At 67.1% G+C, this 14,001-nt stretch carries 12 protein-coding genes and 1 pseudogene; 8 read left to right on the top strand and 5 right to left on the bottom strand.

Going from position 1 to position 14,001, the window contains the following annotated elements:
- The first annotated feature begins 53 nt into the window (after positions 1–53).
- On the top strand, positions 54–2,213 hold the full coding sequence (locus OK015_RS23175) for an AAA family ATPase (protein ID WP_268126465.1): 2,160 nt from the start codon (positions 54–56) through the stop codon (positions 2,211–2,213).
- Here OK015_RS23175 and dapE read toward each other — a convergent pair.
- Positions 2,186–3,274 (bottom strand): succinyl-diaminopimelate desuccinylase, encoded by a 1,089-nt coding sequence (gene dapE / locus OK015_RS23180; RefSeq protein ID WP_268126467.1) that lies wholly within the window; start codon positions 3,272–3,274, stop codon positions 2,186–2,188. The genes OK015_RS23175 and dapE overlap by 28 nt on opposite strands.
- Before the next feature lie 112 nt (positions 3,275–3,386).
- Between dapE and dapD the strand changes: the two genes are divergently transcribed.
- A complete protein-coding gene (dapD, locus tag OK015_RS23185; RefSeq protein ID WP_268133015.1) occupies positions 3,387–4,340 on the top strand; it encodes a 2,3,4,5-tetrahydropyridine-2,6-dicarboxylate N-succinyltransferase in 954 nt (317 codons plus the stop codon).
- An 8-nt stretch (positions 4,341–4,348) separates the two neighbouring features.
- On the opposite strand, the gene OK015_RS23190 is transcribed toward dapD, so the two are convergent.
- The 4 genes from OK015_RS23190 to OK015_RS23205 all read right to left on the bottom strand — a co-directional run bounded on the left by OK015_RS23190 (position 4,349) and on the right by OK015_RS23205 (position 9,760).
- Entirely contained in the window at positions 4,349–5,605 is a 1,257-nt protein-coding gene (locus OK015_RS23190; RefSeq protein WP_268133017.1) for an MFS transporter, read from the bottom strand.
- 270 nt (positions 5,606–5,875) lie between these two features.
- Positions 5,876–7,306: an acyl-CoA synthetase gene (locus OK015_RS23195; protein ID WP_268126469.1), complete on the bottom strand. Its 1,431-nt coding sequence runs from the start codon at positions 7,304–7,306 to the stop codon at positions 5,876–5,878.
- A 36-nt stretch (positions 7,307–7,342) separates the two neighbouring features.
- A complete protein-coding gene (locus OK015_RS23200) occupies positions 7,343–8,251 on the bottom strand; it encodes an alpha/beta fold hydrolase (protein ID WP_268126472.1) in 909 nt (302 codons plus the stop codon).
- A 39-nt stretch (positions 8,252–8,290) separates the two neighbouring features.
- A complete protein-coding gene (locus OK015_RS23205) occupies positions 8,291–9,760 on the bottom strand; it encodes an aldehyde dehydrogenase family protein (RefSeq protein ID WP_268126474.1) in 1,470 nt (489 codons plus the stop codon).
- Between the two features lie 169 nt (positions 9,761–9,929).
- Here OK015_RS23205 and OK015_RS23210 point away from each other — a divergent pair.
- The 6 genes and pseudogenes from OK015_RS23210 to OK015_RS23235 form a co-directional block, all read left to right on the top strand.
- A pseudogene (locus OK015_RS23210) lies at positions 9,930–11,144 on the top strand (cytochrome P450); the annotation flags it as partial.
- Between the two features lie 101 nt (positions 11,145–11,245).
- On the top strand, positions 11,246–11,794 hold the full coding sequence (locus tag OK015_RS23215; RefSeq protein WP_268126476.1) for a MaoC family dehydratase: 549 nt from the start codon (positions 11,246–11,248) through the stop codon (positions 11,792–11,794).
- Positions 11,794–12,192: a Zn-ribbon domain-containing OB-fold protein gene (locus OK015_RS23220; RefSeq protein WP_268126478.1), complete on the top strand. Its 399-nt coding sequence runs from the start codon at positions 11,794–11,796 to the stop codon at positions 12,190–12,192. The genes OK015_RS23215 and OK015_RS23220 overlap by 1 nt, the downstream gene beginning before the upstream one ends.
- Before the next feature lie 10 nt (positions 12,193–12,202).
- Complete coding sequence (locus tag OK015_RS23225; RefSeq protein ID WP_268133181.1) at positions 12,203–12,364, top strand: hypothetical protein; 162 nt, start codon at positions 12,203–12,205, stop codon at positions 12,362–12,364.
- On the top strand, positions 12,361–12,828 hold the full coding sequence (locus OK015_RS23230) for a MaoC family dehydratase (protein ID WP_268126481.1): 468 nt from the start codon (positions 12,361–12,363) through the stop codon (positions 12,826–12,828). The genes OK015_RS23225 and OK015_RS23230 overlap by 4 nt, the downstream gene beginning before the upstream one ends.
- Entirely contained in the window at positions 12,825–13,991 is a 1,167-nt protein-coding gene (locus OK015_RS23235) for a lipid-transfer protein (protein ID WP_268126483.1), read from the top strand. Before OK015_RS23230 ends, OK015_RS23235 begins: the two co-directional genes overlap by 4 nt.
- Positions 13,992–14,001 lie beyond the last annotated feature (10 nt).

Genomic DNA, 14,001 nt, shown 5'->3' on the forward strand with positions numbered 1-14,001 from the left:
TTTCGCGCTAGCTAGTCATCAGCAGGACACCGCGCGGCAATAAACTCTGTTCGGTGCCGATTCGATGGAACGTCCCGCAACACGGGTCCGCGTTGGAACAGCTGGATGCGGCCCTGGGTGACCCGGCGCGGCGCGGTGCGGTGGTGCTCGGTCCCGACGGGGTGGGCAAGTCCACGCTGGCGCGGTTGGCCGCCGAGCATTTCTCGAGCCGGCATCCGAGCACGTTCATCCGCTGGGTCACCGGCACCCCGACCGAGCGCGTGGTGCCGTTCGGCGCCTTCAGCCACCTTGTGGACATCGCCGACATCGGAAAGCCGGCGGCGCTGCTGCGCGCGGCCCGGGCATCGCTGAGCCGGGATCGGCAGGGCGAGCTGCTGCTGATCGCCGACGACGCCCACGACCTGGACATCCTGTCGGGCACCCTCGTCTACCAGTTGGCGCTGGCCGGCACCGCCCGGATGATCGTCACCGCCCGCGCGGACGCGGCGCCCGAGGCCATCGCGGCGCTGTGGACGGACGGCCTGCTGGACCGGATCGACGTCGACGCGCCCGGCGAGGCGACCACCGTGGGCGAGGTCGACACCTTCATCGCCGAGTTGCCGACTGCGGCGCGGGCGGTGCTCGACTATCTCGCCATCGAGGAGCCGCTGTCGCTGGCCGATCTCACCGTGCTGGCGGGTGACGGCGCGGTCAGGGAGGCGCAGGACTGGGGCGCGGCGGAAACCCGGGTGCGCGACGAGCATGCCGAAGATCCGGTGGTGTACACCGCCCACCCGCTGTTCTCCGCACGCGCGCGTGCCGCACTGGGCGCCGACGGGGCCCGAAAGCGGCGCACCGAGTTGGTCACGCTGCGGTCCCGGCGTCCGTCGGAGCACCTGTCCGACCGGCTCCGGCTGGCGTCCCTGGCGCTGGACAGCGACGCGCCGCAACCGGTGCCCGAGGTCGTCGATGCGGCACAGCAGGCGCTGCGCCTCGGCGATCTCGCGCTCGGCGAGCGACTGGCCCGCTCCGCGCTGGAACGGTCCGCAGACGCTCAGGCACTCGGGGCGCGGCTGCCGCTGGCCAATTCGCTGGCGTTTCAGGGCCGCGGCCGCGAAGCGGAGGCGTTGCTGGCCGCCGTCGACTCCGCGGCGTTGTCCGAAGAAGAGCTGATGACATGGACCCTGCTGCGGGCGGCCAATCAGTTCTTCATGCTCAGCGAGCCGGAGCGGGCCGCCGCATTCCTGCAGACCATCCGCAATCGCGTACCCGATGTCGGCCCGCGCCTCACGCTTGACGCACTGAGTTCGACCTTCGCGATGAACGCGGGCAACATCGAGCGTGCCGTCGAGATCGCGCATGCGGTGCTGAACTCACCAGCCGCCGACGACCAGGCGGTGGCCTGGGCGGCCAGCGCTGCCACGCTGTGCTCGGCGCGCCAAGGCCGGTTCACCGACGTCGAGCGGCTGGCGCAGCGCGCCCTGGGCGCCGAGCACCCCGGCCTGCTGCGCTTCACGGTCGGCCTGGGTGAGACGACGACCCTGCTGATGACGGGCCGGCTCGAGACAGCGACCGAATTAGCGCAGCAGTTCACCGATTTCGCCGAATTGCAGCAGCCGGGCCGGGCGATCGGCGAGGTGCTGCTGGCACACGTGCTGATTGCCGCCGGCAGATTCGCAGAGGCCGCCGCGGTGCTGGTCCCGGCGGCCGCGGCCCTGGAACGCACCGGCTATTCCTGGGGGCCGCTGTCGCTGATGCTGCTGGCCACCGCGCTGGCCCAGCAAGGCGACATCGCCGGCGCGGCAAAAGCCTTGAGCAGAGCGGAATCCCGGCATGGAACCAAATCGGCTCTGTTCAGTCCCGAGCTAGGGGTGGCGCGTGCCTGGCGGCTGGCGTCCGAACGCGACTCGCACGGGGCGGTGGCCGCGGCCCGCGACGCGGCCCGGATGGCAGAACGCCGCGGCCAGTCAGCCGTGGCGCTGCGCGTCTGGCACGAGGCCGTCCGGCTCGGGGACATCCGCGCGGTGGATCCGCTGGCCCGGCTGTGCGACGAGGTCGACTGCGTGGCGGGACAGCTCGCCCTGGCTCACGCCAAAGCGTTGGCGACGCGCGACGAGGCGGCGCTGCGTGCGGTGACCGATGAGCTGACGACGGCCGGGATGCAGGCAGCGGCTGCCAGTGCGGCCGCGCAGGCGCAGCAGTGCGCTCAGCCGCCTGCTAAACCACCTAGGTAGGGCCGGAGCATGTCCACCGCGGCGGTGATCGCGGCAACGGGCACCCGCTCGTCGCGGGTGTGCGCGAGGTTGGGGTCACCGGGCCCGAAGTTGACCGCCGGGATGCCCAAAGCCGCGAACCGGGACACATCGGTCCAGCCGTATTTGGCCCGCACTTGCCCACCGGCGGCCTCGACCAGCGCCTTGGCGGCCGGCTGCGACAAGCCGGGTAGCGCACCCGCCGCGCCGTCGGTCTGCTCGATGCCCACGTCGATCCCGTCGAACAGGTCGTGCACGTGTTGCAGCGCCTCGGCCGGCGAGCGGTCGGGCGCGAAGCGGTAATTGACGGTGACCGACGCGGCGTCGGGAATGACGTTGCCGGCCACCCCGCCCTCTACCCGCACGGCCGACAGGCCTTCGCGGTACTCACATCCGTCGATGTCGACGGTGCGGGCCTGGTATCGGGCCAGCCGATCCAGCACAGCACCGAGTTTGTGAATCGCGTTGTCGCCCAGCCAGGAACGCGCCGAGTGTGCGCGGGTTCCGGTGGCGCTGACCACGACTCGCAGGGTGCCCTGGCAGCCGGCCTCGATGTAGCCCGCGGTGGGCTCGCCCAGGATGGCGACGTCGGCGGCCAACCAGTCCGGCAGCTCGCGCTCGATGCGGCCCAAACCGTTTGCGGCCGCGTCGATCTCCTCGCAGTCGTAGAGCACCAGCGTCAGGTCGTGCAGGGGTTCGACCACCGTGGCAGCCAGGTGCAGAAAGACGGCGTCGCCGGACTTCATGTCCGCGGTGCCGCAGCCGTAAAGCACGTCGCCTTCTTCGTCGGCCGAGCGACGGCTGGGCAGGTTTTCGGCGATCGGAACGGTGTCGAGATGACCGGCCAGCAGCACCCGCGACGGCCGGTTTCGCCGGGTGCGCGCCAGGACGGCGTTGCCGTTGCGGACGATCTCGAAGCCGGATGTCTGAGCCCGCAGCGCGGCCTCGACCTCGTCGGCGATGCGCGCTTCGGCTCGCGACTCGCTGGGGATGTCGACCAGCGCCGCGGTCAACTCGATCGGGTCCCCATGCAAATCCAGCACGTGACCAGCGTAGTGGCCGGCCGTGCGCTCGACTGAGATCGGCAACTGAATAACGCGATCGTTAGTTAACCGAACCGGGGGCCTTTTGCTGTCCACTCGGCGGGAAAGTAACCTGGCCGCCGTGACTGGAGCTGCAGGTATCGGGCTGGCGACGCTCGCGTCCGACGGATCGATCCTCGACACGTGGTTTCCCGCACCGGAACTGACGGAATCGGCAACCAGCGCCACGTCGCGCCTCGCGCTGTCCGACGTTCCGCCGGAACTGGCCGCGCTGGTGGGACGAGACGACGACCGTAATACCGACACCGTGGCCGTCCGCACCGTCATCGGCTCACTCGACGATGTGGCCGCCGACGCCTACGACGCCTACCTGCGGCTGCATTTGCTGTCTCACCGCCTGGTCGCGCCGCATGGGCTGAACGCCGGCGGCTTGTTCGGGGTATTGACCAACGTGGTGTGGACTAATCACGGACCCTGTGCGGTCGACGGTTTCGAAGCGATACGTGCCCGGCTGCGCCGCAAGGGACCGGTGACCGTCTACGGCGTCGACAAGTTCCCGCGGATGGTCGACTACGTCGTGCCGACCGGTGTTCGCATCGCCGACGCCGACCGGGTGCGCCTCGGCGCACACCTGGCCACCGGCACCACCGTGATGCACGAAGGCTTCGTCAACTACAACGCCGGCACCCTGGGCGCGTCGATGGTGGAAGGCCGCATCTCGGCCGGCGTGGTGGTCGGCGACGGCTCGGACATCGGCGGCGGAGCGTCGATCATGGGCACACTGTCCGGCGGCGGCACCGAGGTCATTTCGATAGGCAAGCGGTGTCTGCTCGGCGCCAACTCGGGCCTGGGCATCTCGCTGGGCGATGACTGCGTCGTCGAAGCCGGGTTGTATGTCACCGCGGGCACCAAGGTGATCACGCCCGAGGGCAAAACGATGAAGGCACTCGAACTCTCCGGCGGCAACAACCTGTTGTTCCGCCGCAATTCGGTCAGTGGGGCCGTGGAAGTGGTGGCCCGGGGCGGTCAGGGCATCGCGCTGAACGAGGACCTACACGCCAACTGAGTCAGCGCCTACAGCGCTGTCCCGCGGGTTTCCGGCAGCAGGTACGTGCAGACCAGGCTGGTCAACGCGAGGCCGGCGAGCATGGCGCCGATCGACCAGCCGCCGTAGGTCGCCAGCAGCGTTCCGGCGATCAGCGGCGGCAAGGCCCCACCAATGACGCCGGCCAAGTTCACCGCCAGCGCCGAGCCGCTGTAGCGGTAGCGGGTGGCGAAGAGTTCCGGGATGAAGGCTCCGGTTGGTCCGCTACCGATCCCGGTGACGGCGAAGGTGCCGACAATGGCGACCGCATACAACGCGGGTTTGCCGGTGTCGATCAACGGGACCACCACGAATGCCCACGGCACCGAGGCCGCCCAGCCCACCAGCATGATCCGGCGCCGGCCGACTCGATCACACAGGCTCGCCGAGATCACCACGGACGCAATGCTCACCACACCGCTGAGCACGCCGACCGACCAGATGAAGCTACGGGTATAGCCCAGGTGGGTGTGGGCGTACATGGCCAGATAGGTGTTGCCCATGTAGCAGAACGCCATCGTGCCCAGCATGGCGCCGGCGGCCAAGAAGATCTCCCGGCCCTGCAGGCGAAACACCTCGGACAGCGGCGCTTTGGGCACCAGGTCGCGGGCCTTCTCCTCGGCGAACACCGGCGTCTCGTCGATGTTGAGTCGCACGTACAAGGCCAGCGCGATCAACACCGCGCTGATCAGGAACGGCACCCGCCAGCCCCACTGCAGGAACTCGGGGCTGTATTCGCCGATCGTGACGTTCACGCCCAGGAAGGTGAGGCTGCTCAGCACCCCGGCGACACCGCCGCCGAGCAGGGTGAACATGCCGTACCGGCCCCGCCTGCCGCCGGGCGCATATTCGGCGCTCAGCAGGGCCGACCCGGCCCATTCGCCGCCCACCGCAAACCCCTGCAACAGCCGCAGGCCCATCAGGATCAACGGCGCTGCCATCCCGATGGATGCGGTGCTGGGAACCAGGCCCACGCTCACGGTGGCCACGGCCATGATCATCAGCGTGGTGACGAGCGTCTTCTTGCGGCCCAGCCGGTCGCCGAAGTACCCGAAGACGGCCGCGCCGATGGGGCGGGAGAGGAATGCGGTGGCGAAAGTTCCCATCGAGGCGACCATGGCCACGCCAGGAGTGAGGTTCGGGAAGAACACGGCGGGAAACACCAACGCCGCCGCGGTGCCGTAGATCAGGAAGTCATAGAACTCGATTGCCGAACCGACCAGGCACGAGATCGCGACCCGCGTCATCGGTGTGGCGCGCGGCTGGTCCGCGATCGTCGTCACAGCGCCGGCTGGGCGCATCGACTCACCCATGGCACATCCCTACTGTCCCCTTGGCGTGTATGCCTGCATGTCCACAAACGAAATTATGCGAAGCTGTGAACTCTCGCTCGTCCGAAAGCCTGGCAATATCCTGCGTGTCACTTAAAGTTCCAGCTGGCAACCCATCTTGTGATCTGTTGGTTACCCGACCGGTATGACAGCTCTAAACCTGCATACCAGAAACGGCGTGGCGTCTCATCCCTCGGACAGCAACTGCTTCTTGACGACCTTGCCCATCGCGTTTCGCGGCAACGCATCCACCAGCCGCACCTCACGTGGTCGCTTGTGAATCGAAAGATCTTGGGCGACAAAGTTAATCAGCTCGTCTGCGTTGAGATCGGCGGAACCGACGATGAACGCGACGATGCGCTGGCCCAGGTCCTCGTCGGGCATGCCGACAACGGCCGCTTCCTGCACACCAGGATGGCCGAGTAACGACGTTTCGATTTCGCCTGCGCCAATGCGATATCCGCCCGATTTGATCAAGTCGACCGACTCGCGGCCCACGATCCGATGCATGCCCTCGGCGTCGACGACCGCGACATCGCCGGTGCGGTACCAACCGCCGGCGTCGAAAACCTCGGCGGTGGCCTCCGGCCGATTCAAATACCCGTCGAACAGCGTCGGCCCCCGAACCTGAAGCTTTCCAACGGTTTCGCCGTCATGCGGGACGGGGTCGCCGGCGTCGTCGAGCAGTCTGGTCTCAATTCCGGCCAGCGGCAGGCCGACCCAGCCCGGGCGGCGCTCGCCGTCGGCTCGCGTCGACACCGTGATCAACGACTCCGAGGCGCCGTACCGTTCGATAGGCCGGTGCCCGGTCAGCTGTTCCAGCCGGTCGAACACCGGTACCGGCAGCGCCGCGCTACCGGACACCAGGAGCCGGGCCGAACGCAGTGCCTCGGCGGCGGCCTGATCAGCCGCCACGCGCGACCACACCGTCGGCACCGCGAAGTAGAGGGTGCCGCCGGATTCCGAACGAGCCTGGGCATAGCCGGCCGGTGTGGGCTTTCCGGTGTGCACGAAGCGGTTTCCGACCCGCAACGACCCGAGCAGACCCAGCACCAGGCCGTGGATATGAAACAGCGGCAATCCGTGCACCAGCACGTCGTCGGCCGTCCACTGCCAGGCCTGCGCCAGGGCATCGATGTCGGCGGCGATGGCGGAGCGGCTCACCACCACGCCCTTGGGTGCTCCCGTGGTGCCCGAGGTGTACATGACCATCGCGGTGGCCTCGGGCGCCGGCTCGGGATAGCGGTGCCAGGAGCGGGCGTGTAGCCGCACCGGGATGTGCGGCAAGCCTTCGGACGCCGAGTCTTGCGGGGGCTCTGCCCCGAGCCAGGCCTGCGCTCCCGAGTCCGTCAGCATGTGCCGTCGTTCGGCCGCGCCCACATCGGAGGGCACCGGCACGAACGGCACGCCGGCGACCAGGCAGCCGGTGACCGCCAGCACGGTCGACACGCTGGGGGTGGCCAGGACCGCGACCAGGCCCGCGCCACCGACACGTTCGGCGACCGCCGTCGCACCACCGACCAGGTCGCTTCGGCTCAGTGCCGTGCCGTCGATCCTGACCGCATCGGCAATGTCGGTGGCGGTGACAGCAGCGGGGTTCAGCGATTCCAGCAGCATTTCAGCAGGCTACCCAGACACCGCGGCGACGGAGCGTCAGGCCTGCTCGTCCCAGAGCTTCATCAGCGTGGACAGGATCTCCTCGCCGCGGCCCAAGCCGGCCAGATGGCTTTCGCCGGGCAGCACGAACAGCTCGCCGTCGGCCAGCTTGGACACCACGTGCTGTCCGTGGGCGAAGGGCACGATGTGGTCGTGGTCGCCGTGCCACCAGCGGACCGGGACCTTGACCTCGTCGAGACGAAATCCCCAGTCTCGGGTGAACAGGATCACGTCGTTGAAGGGAGCCGCCAGCTGCTTGCGGCTGCCGTTGAGCAGGTCGTCGAGGAACATTGCCCCGAACTCGGGGCGGGTCAGCAGGCGTCGGTCGGCTTCCGGCGAGATCGCCGCATACAGGAACAACGCGGAATTCGCGACCGGACGGATCGCCCGGACCAGCAGGCTCGCGCCGATCCGCAGCGGGTCACCGCCCAGCTGCAGCAGCGGCGCCATCCGCTTGCCCAGGTTCATCAGACCGCTGGTGATCCCTTCGTCACCGACGAACGGCGCGACCCCACCGAGCACCCCGGCAGCCACGACGCGGTCGGACAGCACCGCAGCGCAGGCAAGTGCGTAGGGACCGCCGCCGGACAGGCCGATGACAGCCATCTTGTCGATACCGAGCGTGTCCGCGATCGTCCGCAAGTCGTCAGCGAACGCCCGGATGTTCTCGTAGCGGTGCGGCGTCGACGAGCCGATCCCGGGGCGGTCCAGGCCGATGAGCCGGATGCCGTGATCTTCGGCGTAGACGCGGGCCTCGGTCGGAATCTGGCGGCGGGCGCCTGGTGTGCCGTGCAGCCAGAACACCGCCCGCCCTTGCGGGTCACCGAATTCGGCGAACCCGATCTGACGGTCTTCGCCGACCGCGACGTTTCCTTCTAGCTTGGGCCGGGCGATTTCGAAGACCATGTCAGCAGCTTGGCATGTGACGAACTGTTTACCAAAGGCTCACGCTGGAAGACCGATGGCCATCGGCTCCATGTACTGGTGTATTCCGCCGATTCCACCGCCCTCGCGGCCCAATCCGCTGAGTTTGAAGCCGCCGAACGGCGCGCCCCCCGGAGTAGCGCCGTTGACGGCGATCTGGCCGGTACGGATGCGGCGCGCCACGCTGACGGCGCGGTCCACGTCGGCGCCCCACACCGCGCCCGAAAGGCCGTACCGGGAGTTGTTGGCGATCGCGACGGCGTCGTCGTCGTCGCGATAGCGCAGCACCGCCAACACCGGGCCGAAGACTTCCTCCTGTGCGATCGTCGAATTCGGCTCGACGTCGGTGAGAATCGTTGGCTCGAAGTAGAATCCGACGTCCAACCCGGGCGGACGGCCGCCGCCGGTCGCCAGCTTCGCACCGTCGCGCAGGGCGCCGGCGACGTGCGCCTCGACCCGCTCCCGCTGCGCCGCGCTGATCAGCGGACCCATCTGCGCCTCGGGATCGGCGGGGTCGCCCACCTTGACCGCGCGGGCCAGTGCGACGAGTCGATCGACGACGTCGTCGTGCAGCGAATCGGGAAGCAGCAGCCGGCTGTGCAGGACGCAGGCCTGTCCGGCGTGCAGCGAACAGGACTGGAACAGCATCTGCTGCAGCATTTCGTCGGTGACTTCGGCGTCGTCGAGGACGATGCTCGCCGACTTACCACCCAATTCCAGCAGGATCCGCTTCATCGTGTCGCCGGCGGCGGACATGACCTGCCGGCCGACCACCGAGCTGCCGGTGAAGCTCACCATGTCGATCCGCGGATCGGTGGTGAGCAGCTTGGCCGCCTCGACTCCCGACGGGGTGACGACATTGACCACGCCGGGCGGGATGTCGGTGTGCTCGTCGATGATCCGCGCCAGCGCCAGCCCGGCCAGCGGCGTCAAGGGAGAGGGTTTGAGCACGACCGTATTGCCCGCGGCCAACGCGTGATTCAGTTTCATGACGTTGAGACAGTGCGGAAAGTTCCACGGCGTCAGTACCGACACCACGCCCAGCGGCTCATGACGCAGCAACGTGGTTCCGGCGCCCATCCCCCGGACCTCTTGATCGGTCAGCTGGGTGGCGAGCTGGGCGGCATGCATCGACATGAACGCCGCGCCGTCGATTTGCATCGTGCGCTCATTCGCGACGCAGCCCCACTCCACCTGGGACAGTGCGTAGAAGTCGTCGGCGTGCTTGCGCAGCGCGTCGCCCAGCTGGTTGAGACAACCGCCGCGCCGCTCGGCGCTCATCGTGGTCCACGGCCCGCTGTCGAAGGCCCGCCGCGCGGCGCCGATCGCCGCATCGACCTGGGCCACGCTCGCGTCGGGTGCCGTCGCGATGGTCTGCTCACTGGCCGGGGAGATGTCGTCGTAGCGACCGTCGCCCGGCTCGACCCAGTTGCCGTCGATGTAGAGCTGGTACGTGTCGACAAGGGTTTTCGGAGTTCGTAGCTCGGCCATCTGCATCCTCACCGAAAGTCGGTCATCCAAACACCTGGTGTACACCCATGCCCATGTGAGGTCAATCACCAACCTCGTGAATTCCCCGCTATTACACCGCGTTGCAGGTGTATTGACAGGGCCACGCGGCCCAGAGTAGACACAACGTCGCAGGACACATTGTGGCAATATGTCGGATGGCGATCACGCTGGAGCCCTGAGGAGGCTGGCCGTGCAGACCGCTTTTCCACTGCACTCCCCCGACTTCTATGCGGGCGATCCCTACCCGGCGTACCGGGAGCTGCGCGCGAGCGCGCCGGTGTGCTGGAACGACGTCACCAAATTCTGGGCGCTGCTGAAATACGAAGACATCCGCTTCGTGTCGAGCAATCCAGCCCTGTTCACCTCCACCCGGGGCATCACCATTCCGGATCCGCAGGTGCCGAACCCGGTACAAGAGGGCAGTCTCATCTTCACCGACCCGCCGCGGCACCGGCAGATGCGCAAGCTGATCAACTCGGGATTCACCCGGCGCCGGGTTTCGGTGCTCGAGCCGAAGATCCGCGAGATCGTGGCGGGCATTCTCGACGACATCGAGCCCGGTTCCGTCCACGAGTTCGCCGAAGAGATCGCCGCTGGGCTGCCCACCCGGATGATCGCCGAGCTGATCGGTGCCCCGCCCGATGACTGGGAGCAATTCCGGGCCTGGTCGGACGCGGCCACCGGAACGGCCGATCCGGAGATCGAACTCGACCCGTTGGTCGCGGCGGGGCAACTCTACGACTACTTCCAGAAGCTGATCGCCGTGCGGCGCGGCGAGCCGCGTGACGATCTACTGTCGGTGTTGGCCGGCGCCGAGATCGATGAGCGGAGCCTCACCGACGAAGACCTGCTCAACTTCGCGTTCCTGCTGCTGGTCGCCGGGAACGAAACCACCCGCAATCTGATCGCGCTCGGCACCCTCGCGCTGATCACACATCCCGACCAGCGTCGCCTGCTGGTCGAGGACCCGATGCTGATCCCGGCTGCCGTCGAAGAGATGTTGCGGTGGAATAGCCCGGTGGTCCATATGGCACGCACCGCCACCGCCGACGTCGAGATTCGTGATCAACGGATCAAGGAAGGCGAGGTGGTGGTGATGCTGTATGGCTCGGCGAACCGGGACGAGGACGTATTCGGTTCCGACTCAGAAGAATTCAAAGTGACCAGGCACCCGAACCCGCACATCGCATTCGGTTGCGGTGAACATTCCTGCATCGGTGCGCAACTGGCGCGCCTGGAGGCCACGGTCATGTTCGAGGAACTGCTGCGACGCTTCCCGACGATCGAGCTCGCCGGTGCGGTGGACCGAATGCGGGCCACGATGGTGCCCGGGGTGAAACGCATGCCGGTGCGACTCGGGGCACAACGTGACAGCATCGCCATGGCGGGTTTGGGCCTGCCGCGAGCACCTCGTGCCCTTCAGGCTGCCCAACAAGATCAGGAAAAGTCAGGAGGATCGAGCAAGTGACCGACCAAGACACCGAGTTCCTCGCCAAGTTGCGTGGGCTTGTCGACCAGCCCACCGGCGGCTCCGAAAAGCCAACGGTGGCACCGGATCCGGTGAACCAGCCGATGATCCGGCATTGGGCTTACGCGCTCGACGACATGAACCCGGTCTACCTCGATCCGGAGTTCGCGGCCGCGTCGCGGTTCGGCGGCATCGTGTCACCGCCCGTCATGCTGCAAACCTGGACGATGCCCTCGCCCAAGCTGGAGGGGATCGGGGAACGGGGCGGGGCGCCGATGGAGATCAAGGACAACCCCACGGCGTTCCTCGACGAGGCCGGTTACAGCAGCACCGTAGCGACCAACTCGGAGTTCGAGATCGAACGCTATCCCCGCCTTGGCGACGTGATCAGCGCGACATCGGTGTTCGAGGAAGTCTCCGAAGAGAAGAAGACGGCCAAGGGATCCGGCTTCTTCCTGACCTGGGTCATCACCTACACCGACCAGAACGGCGAAGTGCTCGGCCGGCAGCGATTCCGGGTGCTGCGCTTCAGGCCGGAGAGCTGATGACCGCCCGACTGGCACCGGCCATCAGTGCGGACACCGAATTCTTCTGGAGCGGGCTGCGCGAGCACAAGCTGCTGATCCAGCGCTGCAAGGGATGCGGAACGCTGCGCAATCCGGCGCGGCCCATGTGTCCCAACTGCCGTTCGCTGGAGTGGGAGGCCATCGAATCCTCGGGCCGTGGCACGGTTTACAGCTACGTTATGCCGCACGAACCAAAGTTCCCGTTCTTCGAGTATCCCTACATCGTCGTGCTGGTGGAACTCGCCGAAGGGGTGCGGCTGGTGTCGAACCTGTGCGAGATCGACCCCGCGGACGTCACGGTCGGGATGGCGGTCGAGGTTTTCTACCGGGCTTTCGATAACGACCTCGTGCTGCACCAGTTCCGGCCGAGCACCTAGGCGATGGGTCATGGACCTCACCTTCACCGAAGAACGAGACACCATCGGCAAGCTGGCCCGCGAACTGTTCGAGCGCCGCACCACCCCTGAGCTACTCACCGAACTCGAAGCCTGCGCCGCCGCGCAGCTGGCCGGTATCGGCTGCACCTACACCTCGGGAGGACATCGATGACGACGACCGCAAACCGCACCACCACCCTGAAGTGGGCCGACATCGCGATAGGCGACGCGGTCGCTCCGCTCGAAATCCCGATCACCACAACGATGATCGTGGCCGGTGCGATCGCCTCGCGTGACTTCATGCCGGTGCACCACGACGTCGAGTACGCCAAGAAGCAAGGCTCGCCCAACCTGTTCATGAACATCCTGACCACCAATGGGTATTGCGTGCGCTTCCTCACCGACTGGGCCGGTCCCGAAACAATGGTCAAGAATCTCTCGATTCGGCTTGGCGTTCCGTGCTTCCCGGACGACCCGCTGCATTTCACCGGCAGCGTGACCGGCAAGACCGAAGGGACCGGCGGTGAGAACTTCGTCGAGGTCACCTTCAAGGGCTCCAACAGCCTTGGCGATCATGTCTCGGGCACCGCGATTCTCAGCCTGCTCGACGAAGCCTTCAAAAAGGCCCGAGCATGAGTCCGCTACCCGGTAGCTGCGCGATCGTCGGGATCGGCCAGACCGAGTTCTCCAAGGAATCCGGGCGCAGCGAGCTGCAATTGGCGTGCGAGGCGGTCAGCGCGGCGCTCGACGATGCGGGCCTGGCGCCCAGCGACGTCGACGGCATGGTCACCTTCACGATGGACTCCAGCGACGAGATCGACATCGCTCGAAATGTGGGCATCGGCGACCTCAGCTTTTTTTCTCGCGTCCATCACGGCGGTGGCGCGGCAGCCGGCACGGTGGTGCATGCGGCCATGGCCGTCGCGAGCGGCGTCGCCGACGTGGTGGTGTGCTGGCGCGCCTTCAACGAGCGTTCCGGGTTTCGGTTCGGCGGTAGCGGACGCAGCATGGCAGAGACCCCGCTGTTCATGGCGCACTACGCGCCATTCGGATTGCTCACTCCCGCAGCGTGGGTCGCGATGCACGCCCAGCGGTACATGTCGACCTACGGCGTCACCAACGAGGATTTCGGCCGTATCGCCGTCGTCGACCGCACCCACGCGGCCACCAACCCCGACGCCTGGTTCTACCAGCGCCCGATCACCTTGGAAGACCACCAGAATTCCCGCTGGATCGTCGAACCCGTACTGCGACTGCTGGATTGCTGTCAGGAAAGTGACGGCGGAGTCGCAGTGGTAGTGACCAGCGCCGAACGCGCTCGCGACCTACGCCAACCGCCCGCGATCATCACCGCCGCCGCGCAGGGCGCCGCCGCGAACGGGGAGATGATGACCAGCTACTACCGCGACGACATCACCGGGCTTCCGGAGATGGGCGTGGTAGCCGACCGGCTGTGGCGCGACTCGGGTCTCAAACCTCAGGATATCCAAACAGCCTTCATCTACGACCATTTCACGCCCTTCGTGTTCACCCAGCTCGAAGAGCTCGGGTTCTGCGGGCGTGGCGAAGCCAAAGACTTCGCCACCGTCGAGCGGCTGTCGCTGGGTGGGGAATTCCCGATCAACACCAATGGCGGGTTGCTCGGCGAGGCCTACATCCACGGTATGAACGGCATTACCGAGGGCGTGCGCCAGGTCCGCGGCACGTCGTGCAACCAAGTCGACAACGTCGAACACGTGTTGGTCACCTCCGGCACCGGAGTGCCCACCAGTGGCTTGATTCTCGCGCCGGCGGGGTAGGCGCGTCGTA

This window comes from Mycobacterium sp. Aquia_216 (assembly GCF_026723865.1).
GTDB lineage: Bacteria > Actinomycetota > Actinomycetes > Mycobacteriales > Mycobacteriaceae > Mycobacterium.